This is a genomic window from Polaribacter marinivivus (assembly GCF_042651285.1).
In the GTDB taxonomy this organism is placed as follows: domain Bacteria; phylum Bacteroidota; class Bacteroidia; order Flavobacteriales; family Flavobacteriaceae; genus Polaribacter; species Polaribacter marinivivus.
The window spans coordinates 41,306-60,297 of sequence record NZ_JBHSCY010000003.1 but is presented as its reverse complement, the minus strand read 5'-3'; the positions used below and the strand labels follow the sequence as shown (position 1 = coordinate 60,297).

Sequence of the window (18,992 nt, the reverse complement as noted above, 5' to 3'; positions counted from 1 at the left end):
CTTTTATGACTGCTTTTTGATAGTATAAAGTTAATTAAATTTTTTACATTTTAATAATTGTCATAAATCTCTCCTAAATCAAAAGAAAGTGAAAAACGTAAAGAGTTTTCTAATGGATTATTAACATCTGATGAATTTATTAAATACGATAAATCTATATTTAAAGCATTAGTTTTAAAACCTCCACCAAGTGTAAAATATTGTCTATTCCCTTTATCTTGACTTTCATGAAAATAACCTAATCTAACTGCAAAAGCATTGTTGTATAAATATTCTGCACCTAAAGCATAAGTAAATTCTTGTAATTCTTCAGAAAAACCACCTGGAGCATCCCCAAATGATTGAAAAATACCTTGAACCCAACCTACATTATCATCTTTACCTTCTACAACATCACCATTTGAGTCTCTAACAGGTGGAGTTGGTACCAATAATTTAGTGAATTCAACATTTGTTGAGATAATATTATAATCATCAAGTATAAAATCGAAACCACCTCCAAACTTTAAGTTTGTGGGTATAAAGTCTTCTTGACCTGGCGTATATGAAACTTTTGGACCAATATTGGTAATATTAAAACCAAGTCTGTAGCGTCCATTAAAGCTTCCATAATTTTCTTCAAAAGATTGGAAATATCCAGAAACATCTACTGCAAAAGAATTTACAGGTTGTAATGTATTACCTGCAGTTCCATTAAAAGCTAAATTAGATCTTAAGTATTTTAATCCAACACCCATAGAAAAAGTTTCGCTTAATTTTAAAGCATAAGAACCTGTTACTACAAATTCATTTGGGTTTATACTTCCATTTGGGTTACCAGAATTATCTGTTAAATCAATCTGGCCAAGAGAAAAATACCTAAACTCAGCACCCCAAGCCGCATTTTCACTAAATCTATTTATATAAGAACCACTTCCTATAAAAATATCATCAGTTAAATTACGTAACCAAGGTGAATATGTAATTCCTGTTTTTATTTGACGGTCATTAAATGTCATTTTAGCTGGGTTATGAAAAATAGACCAAGCATCTGCAGATGTTGCTACACCCATATCACCCATACCACCTGCTCTAGCATCTGGCACAATTAATAAAAAAGGAGTTGCAGTTGTAATTCCCCCAGTTTGTGTTGTATTTGTTTGAGCGTTTACTTTTAAACTAACTAATGCACAAATTGCTATACAAATTCCAATTTTTTTCATTTTCTATTTTTAACGTTGGTTATTAATTTGATTATTGAAGAATTACTAATTTCTCGTATTTCTCTGAAACCAAATTACTAGTTGTTGATTTTACTTTTAATTTATAGACGTAAACGCCTTTTCCTATTTTGTTACCAAAATCGTCTAAACCATTCCAAACTATTTCTCTTGACAAATTACCTGTGGTTTGAATATTTTGATTGATTGTTTTTACCAATTTACCTGAAACTGTAAAAATCTGTACTTGAACTTCTAGGGGCTCATTAGGTTTATTGTGATTAAACCAAAATTCTGTGTAATTTACAAAAGGATTTGGATAATTCAACACATTTTCTAAATTTAAAATAGTGTCACTAACAACCACAAAGTTCAACGTAGTTTCTGATGAATTATTGTATGTGTCCCAAGCTTTAAGCGTTAATGTATGTGGCCCCACTTCTAAATCTTGAAATTTATAGACTACTTTACCTTTCGTAAAGTCATTTAATTCTGTTTGATAAAAATCATTTAAAACAATAGGATTTGAGGTATCTCCATCTAAAATTGCAATGATATCATGATCTACAGCTGTAATAGAAGTATTAATTCCGCTTGCATCTGAAAACGTAGCAATTAAATTAGGAGAAGCGTTTGTATTGCCACCATCAATAAAAGATTCATCATTCATAAACAAACCAATTTCTGGACCAATATTGTCTTCTGGTGCATTTTGGTTGATTCCACCTACAGTTATATCAAAATTGGCACCTGCTTTGTCAATTTCTCCATTTTCAGCATAGAAACTAATTTTACCTTTTCCATAAGCAATTTTGATATCTTTTGGTACAATAAAATCAAAACTAAAAGCTCCATTTTCTATAGTAGACTTTCCTCTAAACAGTTTGCTGTCTTGGGTATCAAAAGTCATGACAACACCAAAACCATCATTATCTAGCGTTTGTTTATCAATCGTTTTATCAAAAATAGTGGTAGATAATGTACCATTAAAATTAGGCAATATGTTATTTGAATTATCTGTAACAACACCTTCAAACTTAATTTTTGATAGTGCTTTTATCGTATCTAAAGATTGAGTAATATCTTTATCATTCATTTTTGTGATACGTACATTAGGTTCAGGTATTGCTAATTTCATAGCTGGATCTCCAAAATAATAAATAAAGAATTTTTGTGAGCTTGAAAATTGATTTTTAGCTACAGCTAAAGCTTCTGCAATGGTATAGTCTTCGTTATTGAACCCAAATAAAACTCGAATTAACTGCTCATTAAAACGCTGACCTGTAGATATAAAAACTTCTCTTGTAGTAGTTATCATGCTTGCAGAGCCTCCATTTTTGTTTTTAAAATTTAGTTCGCCAGCAGTGATTCTATTTGGATTATCAAACCTAGAGAAATCACAAGTTACTGTAATTAAAAGCGGTAATGTATTTGCATTATTAAAACCTTGAATTTGTTCTTTATCTAAAAAACGTTCTGAAGCAAAACCATCTTCTCCTCCATGACCAAAATAATCGAATACTAAAGTCCCTTTTTCAACAGCATTTGTAATCGCTTTATTAACTTCTGGATAACGTTCTCCACCAGCAGAATTTTCTTGAACAAAAGCATCAGCATATATTTTATTGATATTAAAAATAGGCTTATTCGCTTTTATTTCATCTGCTATTGACTCTACACCTTGTTCAATAACTTCTTCACCTGCAACATCTATATCATCAGCCAAAAGTGTTATGGTATTTCTCCAATCTCCAATGGCTTCTTTACTATAATAAGATAGTATTTTATCAATAACATCTGTAGCCTCAGAGACTGTTGACACAGGAATTCTACTTGAAACTACGTCTATGGTGTGAGAAGTACTCATAATTCCTTCATCAGCATCTAACATCACAAAAAAATCATCTGTCACATAAGAACTTGCCAAATTAAAACTAATAGTAGATAATTTTACGGGTACTATATTATTATTAGCTTCTATTCGATCTTTATAATCGTAAGATGCATCTCCAAAAAAACAAACGTATTGTAATTTTTTATCAGGTGTAGTATTAGAATCATAGATGTATTTTATGAAATCTCTTACCCCAGTAATGTCTTTTGAACCCGATGAAAACTCATTATAAATTTCATCTATCAACACTACTTTAGTCGTTAAATTTGAATTATTTTGATGATAATCTGCTAATCTTTGTGCTTGGTTAGATAGTTCTTCGTTTGTTATAATGATGTAATTAATATCTTGTAAAGCATGTAAATTTTGATTTTCTACCCTACTATTTTGTATGGTTTCTGGAATGTAAAAATCATTTTGATCAAGTATAATATATTCTCTTAACTCACCAGCATTATCCTTAAAGGTAAAATTAGTTCCTGCATCTTCATTTACAATTTGCTTGGGATTTATATAGTCTGTTACATCCCAAACTTGAAAAGCATTTGCTCCATTTTGAATTTGATATGCAATAGCACCTGTTGCATTAGCTTGCTGAAAGCTTCTAAAAGAAAACTGAAAATCTGAAAACCTTAAATTCTTTTTACCTAAAACTTCAACATAATCTAAAAAAGCACTTGCAGAAGGATTTCCATTATTATCATATGTAATAGAAATAGCTAAATTTTCTGATGAATTAGTCACTTTTGCACTTCTTTCTAGTGCAATTGCTTTTGTTAAAGAACTTGCATTTATGCCTGGATAATTTATGGTGAAAATATCTTGACTATTCAACTGTACATCCATTGAAGAATTAACCACAGAATTCGTAACTCCCCTTACACTTACCTCTAACTCTTGTCCACTTAAAGCATTAGGAAATGGAATATTAAATTCTTGTGTATTGGCAATGTTAAAATCTTCTTTGTAAAACCATTGTGTACCAGCTGCCAAAATGCTTTTTTCTTCTTTTTCGATAAAGGTAAAATCATCAAAAATAGAAATTGTTGCTGAAGCTGTGTTGTTATTTACAGTCTTAGCTTGAATTCTTTTACCATCAGTTTCATTAACTGTTATAAAATAATACGCTTTATCAGAATAAATATTTTGTCTATGAGTTGCTGTTTCATTGGTGGTATCTACTACCCAGTCATGAGGCCCTTTTGCATAAAATAAAATGAAATCATTGGCATCAAAAGAGCCATCTGTTTCACCTTTTATGTAAATAGCATTTTCTTGTAAATCATCATATCTAAAAGCACTATTTAATTCAGGTAACAACTGACCTCCATTACCATAAATATGAATTTTTCTAGGATTTAAACCACTTGTAGAAATGCCAATACTTTGTAGTAAGTTTCTATCAATTTTAAAAACCCCTGTTGTATCTACGCTAAACTTAAACCAAGTTCCAGAAGACAAAACAGAGTTATTTTGACTTATTGCAATTTGACTTGATAAAATTAATAGAAAAAGAAGAAATCGTTTTTTCATATAACTATTCAAATAACGACAATAATATGTAGATATTTTATGAGAAACAAAGATATAGTATACTAAACCAAAAAAGCAATCGTTTTAAAGAATATGTATTAAAAATAGATGCGTTAAAATTAATAATTTACTTGTTCTAAATTATAATTATTGTAAATTGCATCACTATAAAAACCCTGACAATTTTAAATTAGGAAATGAAAAACATATTTAAAATAACATTAGTAGTCCTAACTACATTATTATTAGCAAATTGTAATAGAAACAGTGATAATAAATCTAGTTTAACTGGTTTAGCTTTCAACGATCCTAACAATGGTAACTTTATCAAAGGTAAATATGATGCCAGCCAAAAACCACCTCCAGGAATGGTGGCCATAGAAGGTGGTTCATATACCATGGGTCAAGTGCAAGATGATGTAATGTTCGATTGGAATACTACCCCAAGAAAAATGCACGTTCGTTCCTTTTTTATGGATGAAGCAGAAGTTACAAACTCTGAATATTTCTTGTATGTGCAATACATGAAAAATGTATTTAATCCTGCAGAAGAAAAATATAGACATATCTACAACTCTACTTTACCAGACACTTTAGTTTGGAGAAAAAGTTTAGGAAATACAGATATTTTATCAGAAAACTATTTTAGACACCCTGCTTATGGTGATTATCCTGTTGTAGGTGTTAGTTGGATTCAAGCTAACGAATACTGTAAATGGAGAACCAATGCTGTAAACCTTAAAACGTTAATAGATAAAGGTCACATTAAAAACATCTTTGAAATGGATACTGTAAGTAACTTTTTTGATACTGATGTTTTCTTAGTTGATGATTCTAAGTTGTTTGATGGTGATACTACGATTTACAAAAGAGGTGTAGGAAGAACCATGAGAAAAAGAGGAGAGCCAAGACCTCCAAAAGATGCTTTTCAGGGAAGAAAAATAACCAAAGCAGATGGTATTTTAACGCAACGTTTTAGACTACCAACAGAATCTGAGTGGGAATTTGCAGCAAAAGCAAATATCGAAAATAGAGAATACAACAACATTAGAGGTCGTAAAAAATACGCTTGGAATAGCAAGTATACGCGTTCTAAAAACAAAAGAACGAGAGGAGATCAATTAGCTAACTTTAAACAAGGTAAAGGAGAATATAGTGGTTTATCTGGCTGGAGTTCAGATGGAGCTGATATTCCTAATAAAATTAAGTCTTACCCTCCAAATGGTTTTGGCTTGTATGATATGTCAGGTAACGTAGCTGAATGGGTTGCAGATGTATATAGACCTATTATTGATAATGAAGCAAATGACTTTAACTATTTTAGAGGAAACCTTTTCACAAAAAAGTTAATTGACAGTGAAGGCAATGTAGTTTTTGCAGAAAATAGCGCTAACGCAAATGTAGATTACGATACTTTACCAAATGGTAAAATTGTACCTAAGCAATTACCAGGTACTATTGTTTATGTGCCTATCACCAAGAATGATGTTACTTTAAGAAGAAATTTCGCAAAATCTGACAATGCCAATATTGGAGATGGCGATTTATTATCTTCTCGTTTTTATGAAGATGATGAAGAAAGCTTTAAGAGTAGACCTAGCATGTACAACTCTCCTAGAAAACCAACTAGAGTTTTAGACTCTGTTACTGGTAGAGAAATTCTTGTAAATGATGCTAAAAAACGTACAACTTTAATAAGTGATAAAACAAGAGTTTATAAAGGTGGTGCATGGTCTGATAGAGAATATTGGTTAGACCCAGCACAAAGAAGATATTTACCAGAATATATGGCAACAAACTATATAGGCTTTAGATGTGTATCTGATAAAGTAGGCCCAATGTCTACAGGAAAAAGAAGAGCTAGAAACCCTTCTAGATAAAAAATATTTACATTATTTAAACCTCATTATTTTTAAAGTAATGAGGTTTTTTTTTATTTTTAAATTATGGAAATACATTCGCTTTACGAATTATATAAAGAACATTTTTTAGTTGATACAGATACTAGAAATATTAGAAAAAACACAATTTTCTTTGCGCTAAAAGGAGACAACTTTAATGGCAACACATTTGCTGAAAAAGCTTTAGCACTTGGTGCTAATTATGCCATCGTTGATGAGAAAGAATATAAAACTAATAGTCGTATTATTTTGGTTGATGATGTGTTGCAAACACTACAAAAATTAGCCAATTATCATAGAAATCAATTAAACATCCCATTTATTGGTTTAACAGGTAGTAATGGAAAAACCACCACCAAAGAATTGATTCATGCAGTATTAAATAAAAAATATAATGCAATAGCAACAAAAGGGAATTTAAATAATCATATAGGGGTTCCTTTAACGTTATTATCTATACAACCAGAGCATGAAATTGCGATCATAGAAATGGGTGCTAATCATCAAAAAGAAATTGAATTTTTATGTTCTATCTGTGAACCTGATTTTGGTTATATCACCAATTTTGGAAAAGCGCATCTTGAAGGTTTTGGAGGTGTTGAAGGTGTCATCAAAGGTAAAAGTGAATTGTATACCTATTTAAAAGAAAATCATAAAACAGCGATTGTAAATCCTGATGACAAAATTCAGGTTGAAAAAACAGAAACAATTCAAAGAATATTCTTTGATAGAGATAAAATTCAATTAAAAGCAACCAACCCTTTTTTAAGTATAGACTACAATTCTAATACGATTGAAACTCAAATTATAGGCACCTATAATTTTAACAACATAACAGCTGCTATTACTTTTGGAGAACTTTTTAATGTTCCTGAAGAAGGTATTGTAAATGCTCTACAAACTTATGTTTCTGAAAATAATAGATCTCAAATTATTGAGAAAAATAATACTAAAATTATACTTGATGCCTACAATGCTAATCCTTCTAGTATGAAAGTGGCTCTAGAAAATTTTGCTGCTTTAAAAGAAAATAATCAATTAATTATTCTTGGTGATATGTTTGAACTTGGTGATGAAAGCGAAAAAGAACACCAAGCAATTGCAGATTTAGCAAGCTCACTTCAATTAGAAAATCAGTACTTTATAGGAGAACACTTTTATAAAGTAACTATAGCGCATAAAAAATTCAAAACTTTTGATGATTTCAAATCTTATATTGATAAAAATCCTATCAAACAGCAATCAATTTTAATTAAAGGATCAAGAGGCATGCAACTTGAAAGAGTTTTAGAATTTATTAGTTGATATTATTCCTATGATATTCTAATAAATTATCTATAGGCCTCTGAATAACATCAGTAATCTTTAAATCGTATTTGGCAGCTACATCATCTAATATTTCTCTAAAATAAAAAGCTATAGAACCTATAAAATAGATAGGTGTATCTTTTGCTACTTGATAAGGAAGTATTCTAAATTTAAAGAATTTTTCAAATCCTTTTCTCATTAATCTTCTTACATATTTCTCTTCTTTAAACTCAAACATAAACTGTGCAAAAGAAGCTAAATACATATTTGGATTTGGTTCTCTATAAATATTTTGCTTAATGGTATCAGGGTCTAATACAAATTCTTTTTCAAATTTCTCTACTATATAGTTTGGCATTAAACCATAATAATAATCACGAATTAATCTTTTCCCAAAATAGTTTCCACTAGCCTCATCCATTAACACATAGCCTAAAGAAGCCACTTTCATGTGCATTTTTGTGCCATCAAAATAACAAGAGTTAGAGCCAGTTCCTAAAATGGCTACTAAGGCTGGTTGGTTGCCAGAAGCTGCATATACAGCAGCTAACATATCTTCTTCTACCACTATTTTTGCATTTACAAAAATAGCTTGCATAACATTAGCCAAAATATTAGCTGCTTTTGGTGTACCACATCCTGCACCGTAAAAATAGATTTCTTTAACCTCATCTTTTACTTGAATAAGTTGAAACATATTAATAATTCTGTTGTGTAATTCCTCTTGAGGCACAACAGCCGGATTTAAACCAAGCGTTCTTACTCTAAAAGTTTCGGCTTTATTAACATCTAAAGCTATCCAATCTGCTTTAGTAGAACCACCATCTGCAATTAATATCATATTCTATTTTTATTCAAATATAAACTAAGTAAAATCGATATCCAATAGTACTAAAAACTTCAATCGTTTTCGTTTGTAATTACTTGTTTAAAAACTTAAAATTGTATTTTTGAAGAAAATTAATTCTATGTTTTTTTTTAAGAAGAAAGAAATTCCGTTAACCGATTTTTTCCCTCAAGGATTTGTTGATATTCATTCTCATTTACTTCCAGGTATAGATGATGGTGCAAAAGATCTAGATGAATCTATAGCATTAATAGAAAAAATGTCTTCTTTTGGCATTAAAAACTTTGTGACAACACCACACATCTTAGGTGATGTGTATCCTAATACACCTGAAATTATTAAAGCTAAATTAAAAGTTGTACAAAAAGAATTAATCAAAAGAAATATGACTGATATTAACATAAAAGCTGCAGCTGAATATATGTTAGATGAACAGTTTTTAGAATTGATAGAAAATGACCAACCTTTGTTAACTTTAAAAAATAATTTGGTATTGGTTGAAATGTCTTATTTCAGTCCTCCAATTAATTTATATGATATCTTATTTCAGTTACAATTAAAAGGCTACAAACCTGTTTTAGCACATCCTGAACGTTATAATACTTATCATACAAAGTATAATGAATTTCAAAAATTGAAAAGAGCTGGCTGTTTATTTCAACTCAACTTATTATCACTCACAAAACATTATGGTTTAGGGGTAAAAAAAACAGCAGAAAAGTTACTAAAAGACAATTTATATGATTTTATGGGTACTGACACACATAATAATGGCCACTTAGAATCAATGAAAAATATAACAAAAGAAAAAGATAAAATTAAAATATTTTTTAATAATTTTAAAATAAATGAATGACTAAATATTTAGAAACTTTAATATTTATTGGGAAGTGTTTAACTATTTCAGTTAATTACAAAAATAAAATTATAGTTAAAAATAAAATTATTAATAAAAAAATAGACTGGGAGTATTTTATAAAGGTTAGTAGCTCTCATCTTTTGATTCCTAGTCTTTATTATAATTTTAAAAACACTAATTTAATTGACAAACTACCTTTAGATTTATCTAATTTTATGAAGTCTATATACAAAATAAATTATGATAGAAACGAAAAGATATTAATTCAGATAAAAGAATTAAATAAAATTTTAAAAAAAAATGATATTTTACCAATTTTTTTAAAGGGAGCTAGTTTTTTGATAGAAGATTTATATTTAAATAAAGGGGAAAGAATGATTGGAGACATAGATTTTATAGTTTCGAATGAAGATTATTTTAAGAGTATTAAAATTTTAAAAAAACATGGTTATTCATCAAACATTAAAGAACAAGATATCATTTTTCCTTCAAAGCATTATCCAAAAATGGTGAAAAAAGATAGGATAGCTGCCATAGAGATTCATTCAAAAATTATTTTAAAAAAACATTCTAAAATATACAATTATGAAAGTTTTTTATCTAAAAATAGAATAATAAATAACATGAATATACCATCTATAGAAAATCAAATTATCCATAACTTTTTAAACAAACAATTTAGTGATAGAGGAAAATATCTTAGAAACCCGAATTTTAGAAATACTTATGACCTTTTTAGATTATCTTTAAAAAAGCAACCACTAAAAATAATAAAAAAAAATAAAATTTTATTTAACACTTTTAATTCTTATTTGCTTCAGTCCTATTATTTATTAAAACAAAATGAATTGAATTATTATAAAAATTTTAAATCAAAAATTGAACTAAAAATATTTATACTCCTTATAAAAAACAATAAAATAAATATTATTTATAATAATGTTTATTATTTTTTAAGAAAATTTAAAATAAGATTTATATTAATTATACAACTAATTTATAAATCAAAATATCGCAATTATTTTTTTCGAAAATATAAAATAAATTTAATTATTTTAATATTTTTTTATACCATGGTTTAGTACTAGTTTCAATATAACCATATCCATAACCATATCCATAACCATATCCATACCCCCTTTTCATATCTGTATCATTTAATAAGATCGCCATGTTTGGTAATTTCTTTTCTTTATAAAGGGATTCTGGAACCACTAACATTCTTCTATCTAGGTAATTTGCTCTAGTGACATATAAAAACATATCAGCATATTTAGCTACTAATAAAGTATCTGTTACTAAATTTACGGGTGCTGTATCTACTATAATATAATCATAATCTTGTCTAACTTCTTCAAACAGCTGTTTAATCTTATCTGTCATTAACAACTCTGCAGGGTTTGGTGGAATGACACCAGATGCAATAATATGTAAACCTTCAATCTCTGGAATTTGAAATTTAATATGATCTAAAGTTTTAGAGTCGTTAGTAATGTAATTAGTTATCCCTTCTCTTTCAGATAAGCCTAAGTATTCCGTTACTTTTGGTGCTCTAAGATCTAAACCTACTAGAAGCACTTTTTTATTAGACAGGGATAAAGCCGCTGCTAAATTGATAGAGATAAAAGACTTCCCTTCTCCACTAGTAGTAGACGTAATAAAAATAGTTTTACCCAATTTCGAATTAGAATTGGGTAACATAAATTCTAAATTTGTTCTGATTAATCTAAATGATTCAGAAGTACTTGAACGTGCATTTTTATTAATTACAATTTTAGAATCTACCTCTGAGTGTGGGACATCACCTATAAAAGGAATTGACGTTAATGACTCTATTTCTTTTCTTGTATGTATTTTTGTATCTAATAAATTCCTTATATAAATAATGATAAATGGAATAAATAAACCTAATAAAATTGCTGAAAGATAAAATATTTGCTTATTTGGAGAAATAGGAACGTCATTAGAGTATGCAAAATCTATAATTTTTGCGTTAGGTACTGTTACAGCTAAAGAAATAGCTGTTTCTTCTTTCTTTTTTAATAAGTAAGAATATAATTCTGAGTAAATTTCTCTTTGACGTTCAATATCTATCATTCCTCTTTCAATTAAAGGAATTGAAGATAATTTAGAACTTATTTTTCGAGTTTCATTTTCTAATTCACTTAGTTGAATTTCTAATGATTTGTTTAAATTATCTAAACTTGATAATAAATTCTGATTTAGTGTAGATAGTTGATTTTGTATTTCTATTAATTGAGGGTTTAATTTTCCAGCAGTTACTAATAATTTATTTTTCTTTAACACTAAATCGTTATAAGAAATAATAGATTGAGTTATATCTAAATCAGAAAAACCCATGTTAGTCGGTAAAACATCATTTGAATCAGATTCTATTTTTAGTTTTTTTTGAATCCACTTTGCTAAACTTAATTGACTCTTAATTTCAATAATTTTCTGGTTACTCTCAGAAACTTCTTGTAAGGCAAATTCACCTTCTTTAGAAAGACCTGTTATACCAAACTTTGTCTTATAATTTTTTACATTATCTTGTATAAGAGCTAGATCTATTCCTACACTATATAATCTGTCGTCAATAAATTCTTTTGTTTTTTGAGAAACTAAATTTTTATCTTTAATAGCATCTAGATTATATTGCTTAACCAATTCATCTAGAATAGTTTCTGCCTTTTCTTTTGAGTTATTAGTAAAATTCAATTTTAACACACTAGAATTTTTATCAACAGGTGAAATTTTGATTCCCTTAATTAATCGATCTATTAATTTATCTCTATTATAAATTTTTATAGTTATTTTTTTTGGATAAAGATTTGTTTTTAAATCATTTTTAACGACTTTAAAATTTCCTAATTTACTTTCATTTTTGGTATTAAAAGTTGAACTTGTTATTAAATCATCATCAATACTTCTCAGTTGGTAATTATTTTTATCTATTAATTTTATTGTAAATGAAGTATCCTTACTTAAAGAATTTAATATTTTATTATTATCAAATATTATTTTTATATCAGAGCTATTAAATAATTCTAATGATTTAAATCTTTCTTTATAAAAATATGCTATATTTAAATTTAAACTATCAACAACGTTACCAACAATTTTTCTTGATTTTAAAATTTCGATTTCATTCTCTGTATTATTAGCGGAGCCTCCAATAATTCCTAGGTCTTCAAATGCAGCTAACTCAGCTGAAATACCTGATTTTTTATTATCTTTAATAAGTATAGACCCTTTAGCACTATAAATTGGAGCTGTATATAAAAGATATATATAAACTAAAGAGATCGTTAAGATTGGCAATAATAAAAACCATCTCCAATATATAATATATTTATCTAATTCTTCTCTAATATTTATACCATCGTTTTCAAAAACTTGGTTTGTATTATTATTTTTTAATAAATCTTGCATTATGTTATCTAGTTAATAGAGCTATAGCAGTAATTAATGAAGCTACTAGACCTGTAATTGATATAAAAAGACTTGTATTCGAATTAGCTGAAGCAGACTGAATCTTAGCATAATTTGGCTCTACATATACAACATCATTTTGTTGTAAATAATAGACAGGTGAAGTAAAAAGATCATTAGATAATAAATCAACTCTATATTGTATTTTTTTTCCATTTTCTTCTCTTTGAACAAGTACATTGTTACGTTGAGCTGAAATGTTTAAATCTCCTGCTAAACCTAGAGCCTCAAGAATTGTTATTCTTTCATTTTGTATCGTATAACTTCCTGGCATTCTGACATCACCTAAAACTGTAACCTTATAATTTGAAATTCGAATATTAATATTTGGATTTAAAATATAATCTGGTTCTAATTTATTTTTCAAAAAAACGATGAGTTCATCTCTTGTCAATCCTCCAATTTTTAATTTACCTAAAACAGGAAAATCAATTTCTCCATTAGTATCAACTAAATAAGTTTGCTGTTGAGCTACTCCAATAGCAGAATTTGAAGAAGTTGAATAAGTAACAGCTGATAAATTAAAAGGCTTAACAGCTTCTACATCTAAAGCTGTTATTGTAATCTGCAAAACATCATCGGGTTTAATAATAGTTTTATAACTATTAGAAACTTTAGATTGATCTATTTTATCATTTTGAAAATAAGTAATATCTTTTTTAGAAACACAAGATATGAATATTAAAGTAATGGAAATATATAAAAATCTTCTTATAAGCATATTAAAAATTTATTTGCGAAAATAGTATAAATTAGGAATAGAAACTAAATAAAATTAGAATATATGTACTGAAAAATTTTTATTTACTTCTTGCTCCTTTAAAAAATATATTTACAAATGCTTTATAAAAATATCTAATATCTGTAGACAATGGATTTTTTAAATATTGATTCAAATAATTTACTTCTGATTCTACTAATTCTTCAAAATTATTTGGCAAATCAGCATAAAAAGGTGGAACTAAACCAGGTTTTGTTTTTGTTCTTAAATTTTGAACTTCAGAAGGATACATGTTAAACTTAGCTTTACTTAAAGGCCTAACTCCAACTATTTTCAAATCTCCTTTAAGCAAATTTATTAACATTGGGAGTTCATCTATCCAAACCTTTCTAAAAAAGCGACCTAAAGGTGAAATTCTAAAATCATCATTAACTTTATCTCCATTAGCTGTACCATTTTTTTCAAAAACATATTTTTGCAAATATTCAGAATAGGGATGCATAGTTCTTAACTTGTAAACGTTAATTATTTTTTTTGATTTTCCTATTCTAGGCATTTTATAGATTGGCCCATAACTTGGATTCATGTCATAAGTAGGATTGTTTTGTTTCTTCGTGACAATATATATTAATCCGTCAATATTTTTATAATCTATAATTTCAAACCCACAGCAAACTAACCTTCCTAAAGCCTCTGCTTTAGACAACAACCTATTTTTACCACCTGTAAGTGTAAAATATATTTTTCTTAGGAATTTTACTTTAGGAAAAATTCTCATGAAAACAAATTCTATACTAAAATAAAAATCTCGTAGAAAAGGTATTTTATTTATTCTTTTTCTCTCTCTTCTTGAAGTAAAAGTCTCAACACAACAAACAAAAGTATCATCGATATCTATAACCTCATTAATTCTTTCAAAAAACTTATTTATAAATCTTATATCATTAATCTTATGTAAATTTAGAATACCTTTATGGTAAGATTTATAAGTATATTCGAGATTAGTAACTATATTTGAAACTAAAAGATGGTTTAAGTTGATATTAGTTTCGTCAACAATGTAGTTATGTAATTTATTTGTTAAATCTTCACTAATTCTATTGCTGCCAAAGATATGATTTTTTCGTATGTGAAATATATTTTTTTTCTCGGCTCTAGTTATTTCATTGGTTATAGCATTCATTTTTTTTTTTCAAATATATAAAAAATATAAACATAAAATAGTTAATAATAGGATTTTACAATTAGTTAATACTAGCATTGAAGATTATAACAAATTTGATATGATAAGAAAATAGTAATTAAAATAAATAAATAAATCCTAAAGATAAATTTGGTAATATGTCATCATCTCCTTGATAAATATCCCAACCAACTATAGCTCCAACATCTAATTTTATTTTAGTTTTTTTTGAAAGAGAAAAATTATTAGCTGCTCCCAAAACATAATGTATACTTGAATTTCCATAGAATCTATTTTGAAAATAACCTAAACCAGCATGAAATACTAAATCATAAAATCTATTGTCTCTTTTTTGCTTTAATATTAAATTCTTAAAATTAAGAACCCCTTCAAAAAAATAGAAATTATAAAAATGTTTATCATTATCTGCAATAGTATTGAAATACCTCCCTTGATAACCTATTTGCACTCCAAATGAAGAATTTAGCCATTTACCTCCAACTACCCTAATCATAGGTGAATAATTAGATTGTACAAAATCTTCACTTTTAATTCCAGACATTTGAACCCCTAAATCAACTCCTAAAAACCACTTTTTTTCAGTATCAAAATTATTTACTTGACTTAATAAAAGAGAGGAATTGATTAAAAAAATACTGAAAAAAATTATTTTAAAAATATACTTCATCATTGCTTTAATAATTAATTAAAGTTAGTACAATTTTGGCAGTTCATTGATAATATTTATTGCTTTATCATAATCAACACCAACAATTTCTAAGTACCACCTTAATGAATCATATCTTGGTTTATTTTCATCATTAACCAATTCTAAAGCTTCTTCTCTAGTAATCATACCTTCTCTTATTTGATTACTTCTAAAGGTATCAAACTCAGAAAATCCAGCAACAGTATAATAAATGTAATTATAGAAACTCGCAGTACCATCACCAATTCTCCAAGTAGATTTTAAATCTTTTGAAACTTCCCAGTTATAATCATCTAGTAAAATTTGTTCTATTTCTTTTTCATCCCATCTATAAAAGTCAAAAAAATGATAATAATCTTTTCTTGGATTTAAATATCTTGACAAAAAGGAATCGAAAGTATCCATTAATGAAGAATTAATATAAGCAGGATTAGTAATAATATTTTTACCTACATGACTAAATAGCTTTAATTTTCTTTTTGTACTCATTGAATATATCATTTCCTTATCCCAATCAGGGGGAACTCCACAAAAACCAACTTTAAAATCAGTGTTTTCTAAGAAATTAATCCCCCAAATATTTAAATCGATATTAGCTTGATCTTTAACAACATTTGCGTATTTAAAGAATTGTTTATCTCCTGCCATAAATAAAGGAATCATTCCTAAATCTGGTTTTTTTAACCAAGCTTCAATATTTAGTTTTATATTTTTTCTTTTTAATTTTATATCTGCAGCGACAATAACATTTTCAACACCTAACTTACCACAAACTCTAGCTATATTTCTTCTTGCTAAATCTGTTACCATACCCCAATCGTAGGTATAAGCTAATGGATTTAAGTCTAAAACATTTTTTACAAAATGTAGTACATAAGTACTATCTCTACCTCCACTAAATGGCACCAAACAATCTAATGAACCATCTTTACTTCTATATGGTGCTACCAACTTTTTTAATTCTTCTATAGATTTCGGTTGATTTTTTGGCACATAATTATTACAGTAGTTACATACCCCTTTGCTATCAAAATCTATAAAAGGAAAAGTTTCCGGTAATATGCATTTATTACATCTTTTTAAATTGTTAATTTCATCAATATTATATTCTAAAAGGTTTTTCTTTTCGGAATAGTCTTTTTTGCTTTTTATATCTTCAATCTCTATGACTGTTGACCTATCTCCACTCAACTCAATAGATTCTACTATAGTAGAATAATTAATTTTAGACTCATTAATAATAACTTCTTTTGAATCATTAATATTAAAATTTAAAAAATTGAAATTAGATAAATCTATAAATATACCTGTATTAGATTTTAAATGTTGAACGTTAAATCCCTTTTTAGCTAAACCACTTTTTTCTAAAACTTCATTAATTATAAATCTCTCAGATCCGTATATTAGTATATCATCATTATTTGTTGCATAATATAAAGAACCATTATTTGTTGCTAAAATAAACTGATTATATTTTTCAAAAAATAGTGAAGTAGATATTGTTCCAAAAATTTCATTAAAAGATCTTTTCAAAGATTCAATAGAGTTATATTCTTTAATATTCTGAAAATAATTCATTAATGATAAAAAAACTTCTGTATCAATTTCATAATTTCTTTCAAAATTATATTTAGAATTAATTTCGCTTACATTAACAATAATTCCATTATGTATTGCAATCAAATTATCTTTTACTACCGGTTGATTGTTATTGCTTTCAAGTTGCGAACCATTAGTGACTAACCTTGAATGTCCAAAAGAAAAAAATTGGTTTTTAGATGTGTAATTATTATGCAATAATTTATATTCTTCAGATTTTAATAATCCAGAGATTGGTTGATTAGATTTTAATACTCTAAACTGTTTATTCTCATTACTTCTAATACAAATACCAGATGAATCTTTTCCTCTAGCTTCAGATAGCTTTGCCAAATTAGTTAATGTTTTCTTTAGAAAAGCATCTTTATAATTTGAGTTTTCTTTTGTGATTATTCCAAATATACCGCACATATTCTTAGCTTTTTTATTTTTTATTATTTTTTAAAATGATTGCTGGTAAATGCATCAAAACGTATAGTAGTCTTCTATAATATCGCTTAGGATCCCTTAATAATTGATAAAACCATCTTAAACCTATTTTTTTTAACCATTCTGGTCCCATGTAGGCAGTTCCAGCAAAATAGTCAAAAACGGCACCAACACCAATCATTATAGTCCCAGGTTCTGTTGAGTGAAAATAATGCATTAGAAAATCTTGTTTGGGGCTACTAATCCCAATCCAAATTATATTAGGTTTAATTTTCCGGATAACTTTTAAATCTTCTTTGATTTGAATGCTTTCTTCAATTTCTTCTTGTAATATCAATGGTGGAGATTTATAACCTAAAATTTTGGCATTTGGAAATTCATTATCAAGAAAATTCTTCATTAATTGCAAATTTTCTGGAGAGGTTCCATAAAAAAAATGTGATAATTCTGTATCTAATAATTTTTTACATAACCAAAAACCACTGATTGTTGTTACATTTTTAAAACCCTTTTTTTTTAAAAAAAATTCAGAAGGTTTTCCATCTGGCAGAGTTAAAGTACTATTATTGTAGATACTTTTTAAAAAACTGTCATGATTAGATCTAACAATGTTATAAATATCTGGAAAAGAAATATATTTTTTTCTATTTCCTTTATTTTTTAAGAAATCAATTATTTCTTCGTATGTTACTGGGTTAAAACCCACCCCCAAAACATTAACCTTTTCTTTAATCAATTTTATTTTTTTTTATATAAACTGCAGGGTTTCCTGCCCAAATTTCATTCGGAGGAATTGATTTAGAAACAACACTTCCTGCACCAATCACAGAATTATCTCCAATTGAAACTCCTTTCAAAACTATAGAACTTCCTCCAATAAAAACATTATTTCCGATTGTTATTTCTTTTTTAAGATAGTTAGAATTAGGAGTAAGTTTTCTTTGTTTTGGATTAATTGGATGAAAATCAGAATCCCATATTTTGCATCCTCCCCCAATCATTACATTTTTACCAATTGTTATTCTATGAGCACAACAGATTGCAGAATTACTCATTCTAAAGCCGTCTTTAACGACTAATTCTGCGTCTTTTTCTAAAACAATAGAGCTTTTTTTATCACCTCCAATGATATTTTTATACTTATGAGAATTGATAATACAATCTTTACCAAAACTGATTTTACCACCTTTGTTCACTAATAAAATTATACCATTTATAACTGGATAGGGTTTTTTTAAAGAATTTACTTTAAAAAAAAACACATTCAATAATCCATAAAATTTATAAAGTATTTTTCTAACTAATGATAACATTTAAA

General features: G+C 27.4%; 14 protein-coding genes. 4 read left to right on the top strand and 10 right to left on the bottom strand.

Features of this window, described 5'->3' with window-relative positions:
• Positions 1–50 precede the first annotated feature (50 nt).
• Positions 51–1,202: a type IX secretion system outer membrane channel protein PorV gene (porV, locus tag ACFOWD_RS12600; protein ID WP_377411095.1), complete on the bottom strand. Its 1,152-nt coding sequence runs from the start codon at positions 1,200–1,202 to the stop codon at positions 51–53.
• Positions 1,203–1,233: 31 nt separating this feature from the next.
• Positions 1,234–4,626, bottom strand: a complete 3,393-nt coding sequence (gene porU, locus ACFOWD_RS12595) for a type IX secretion system sortase PorU (protein ID WP_377411093.1) — start codon at positions 4,624–4,626, stop codon at positions 1,234–1,236.
• A gap of 197 nt (positions 4,627–4,823) precedes the next feature.
• Between porU and gldJ the strand changes: the two genes are divergently transcribed.
• A complete protein-coding gene (gene gldJ / locus ACFOWD_RS12590; RefSeq protein ID WP_377411091.1) occupies positions 4,824–6,506 on the top strand; it encodes a gliding motility lipoprotein GldJ in 1,683 nt (560 codons plus the stop codon).
• 66 nt (positions 6,507–6,572) lie between these two features.
• A complete protein-coding gene (locus ACFOWD_RS12585) occupies positions 6,573–7,832 on the top strand; it encodes a UDP-N-acetylmuramoyl-tripeptide--D-alanyl-D-alanine ligase (protein WP_377411089.1) in 1,260 nt (419 codons plus the stop codon).
• Here the strand turns inward: ACFOWD_RS12585 and ACFOWD_RS12580 are convergent.
• Positions 7,825–8,676, bottom strand: a complete 852-nt coding sequence (locus ACFOWD_RS12580) for an N-acetylglucosamine kinase (protein WP_377411087.1) — start codon at positions 8,674–8,676, stop codon at positions 7,825–7,827. The genes ACFOWD_RS12585 and ACFOWD_RS12580 overlap by 8 nt on opposite strands.
• A gap of 109 nt (positions 8,677–8,785) precedes the next feature.
• On the opposite strand from ACFOWD_RS12580, the gene ACFOWD_RS12575 reads away from it, so the two are divergent.
• Together ACFOWD_RS12575 and ACFOWD_RS12570 are read left to right on the top strand one after the other, a co-directional pair.
• Positions 8,786–9,538, top strand: coding sequence for a tyrosine-protein phosphatase (locus ACFOWD_RS12575; protein ID WP_377411085.1), 753 nt, complete (start codon positions 8,786–8,788; stop codon positions 9,536–9,538).
• Positions 9,535–10,623 carry a nucleotidyltransferase family protein gene (locus tag ACFOWD_RS12570; RefSeq protein ID WP_377411083.1) on the top strand — a complete coding sequence of 363 codons (1,089 nt, stop codon included), beginning with the start codon at positions 9,535–9,537 and terminating at the stop codon, positions 10,621–10,623. Before ACFOWD_RS12575 ends, ACFOWD_RS12570 begins: the two co-directional genes overlap by 4 nt.
• On the opposite strand, the gene ACFOWD_RS12565 is transcribed toward ACFOWD_RS12570, so the two are convergent.
• From ACFOWD_RS12565 to ACFOWD_RS12535, 7 genes are all read right to left on the bottom strand, one after another.
• Positions 10,592–12,973 carry a GumC family protein gene (locus ACFOWD_RS12565; RefSeq protein WP_377411081.1) on the bottom strand — a complete coding sequence of 794 codons (2,382 nt, stop codon included), beginning with the start codon at positions 12,971–12,973 and terminating at the stop codon, positions 10,592–10,594. The two genes, ACFOWD_RS12570 and ACFOWD_RS12565, sit on opposite strands and share 32 nt — an antisense overlap.
• A gap of 4 nt (positions 12,974–12,977) precedes the next feature.
• On the bottom strand, positions 12,978–13,754 hold the full coding sequence (locus ACFOWD_RS12560; RefSeq protein ID WP_377411079.1) for a polysaccharide biosynthesis/export family protein: 777 nt from the start codon (positions 13,752–13,754) through the stop codon (positions 12,978–12,980).
• A gap of 79 nt (positions 13,755–13,833) precedes the next feature.
• Positions 13,834–14,937 carry a sugar transferase gene (locus ACFOWD_RS12555; protein ID WP_377411077.1) on the bottom strand — a complete coding sequence of 368 codons (1,104 nt, stop codon included), beginning with the start codon at positions 14,935–14,937 and terminating at the stop codon, positions 13,834–13,836.
• Between the two features lie 118 nt (positions 14,938–15,055).
• Positions 15,056–15,628 carry a hypothetical protein gene (locus tag ACFOWD_RS12550; RefSeq protein ID WP_377411075.1) on the bottom strand — a complete coding sequence of 191 codons (573 nt, stop codon included), beginning with the start codon at positions 15,626–15,628 and terminating at the stop codon, positions 15,056–15,058.
• Between the two features lie 21 nt (positions 15,629–15,649).
• Entirely contained in the window at positions 15,650–17,656 is a 2,007-nt protein-coding gene (locus ACFOWD_RS12545) for a hypothetical protein (RefSeq protein ID WP_377411073.1), read from the bottom strand.
• Positions 17,657–17,669: 13 nt separating this feature from the next.
• A complete protein-coding gene (locus ACFOWD_RS12540) occupies positions 17,670–18,410 on the bottom strand; it encodes a WecB/TagA/CpsF family glycosyltransferase (RefSeq protein WP_377411071.1) in 741 nt (246 codons plus the stop codon).
• Complete coding sequence (locus tag ACFOWD_RS12535; RefSeq protein ID WP_377411069.1) at positions 18,403–18,987, bottom strand: DapH/DapD/GlmU-related protein; 585 nt, start codon at positions 18,985–18,987, stop codon at positions 18,403–18,405. Before ACFOWD_RS12535 ends, ACFOWD_RS12540 begins: the two co-directional genes overlap by 8 nt.
• Positions 18,988–18,992 lie beyond the last annotated feature (5 nt).

What these genes read in the sequence shown, in the direction of transcription:
- ACFOWD_RS12550 (WP_377411075.1), bottom strand. Translation starts at nt 15,628, where the DNA reads ATGATGAAGTATATTTTTAAAATAATTTTTTTCAGTATTTTTTTAATC.
- ACFOWD_RS12580 (WP_377411087.1), bottom strand. Translation starts at nt 8,676, where the DNA reads ATGATATTAATTGCAGATGGTGGTTCTACTAAAGCAGATTGGATAGCT.
- ACFOWD_RS12535 (WP_377411069.1), bottom strand. Translation starts at nt 18,987, where the DNA reads ATGTTATCATTAGTTAGAAAAATACTTTATAAATTTTATGGATTATTG.
- porV (WP_377411095.1), bottom strand. Translation starts at nt 1,202, where the DNA reads ATGAAAAAAATTGGAATTTGTATAGCAATTTGTGCATTAGTTAGTTTA.
- ACFOWD_RS12570 (WP_377411083.1), top strand. Translation starts at nt 9,535, where the DNA reads ATGACTAAATATTTAGAAACTTTAATATTTATTGGGAAGTGTTTAACT.
- ACFOWD_RS12565 (WP_377411081.1), bottom strand. Translation starts at nt 12,973, where the DNA reads ATGCAAGATTTATTAAAAAATAATAATACAAACCAAGTTTTTGAAAAC.
- ACFOWD_RS12560 (WP_377411079.1), bottom strand. Translation starts at nt 13,754, where the DNA reads ATGCTTATAAGAAGATTTTTATATATTTCCATTACTTTAATATTCATA.
- ACFOWD_RS12545 (WP_377411073.1), bottom strand. Translation starts at nt 17,656, where the DNA reads ATGTGCGGTATATTTGGAATAATCACAAAAGAAAACTCAAATTATAAA.
- ACFOWD_RS12585 (WP_377411089.1), top strand. Translation starts at nt 6,573, where the DNA reads ATGGAAATACATTCGCTTTACGAATTATATAAAGAACATTTTTTAGTT.
- gldJ (WP_377411091.1), top strand. Translation starts at nt 4,824, where the DNA reads ATGAAAAACATATTTAAAATAACATTAGTAGTCCTAACTACATTATTA.
- ACFOWD_RS12555 (WP_377411077.1), bottom strand. Translation starts at nt 14,937, where the DNA reads ATGAATGCTATAACCAATGAAATAACTAGAGCCGAGAAAAAAAATATA.
- porU (WP_377411093.1), bottom strand. Translation starts at nt 4,626, where the DNA reads ATGAAAAAACGATTTCTTCTTTTTCTATTAATTTTATCAAGTCAAATT.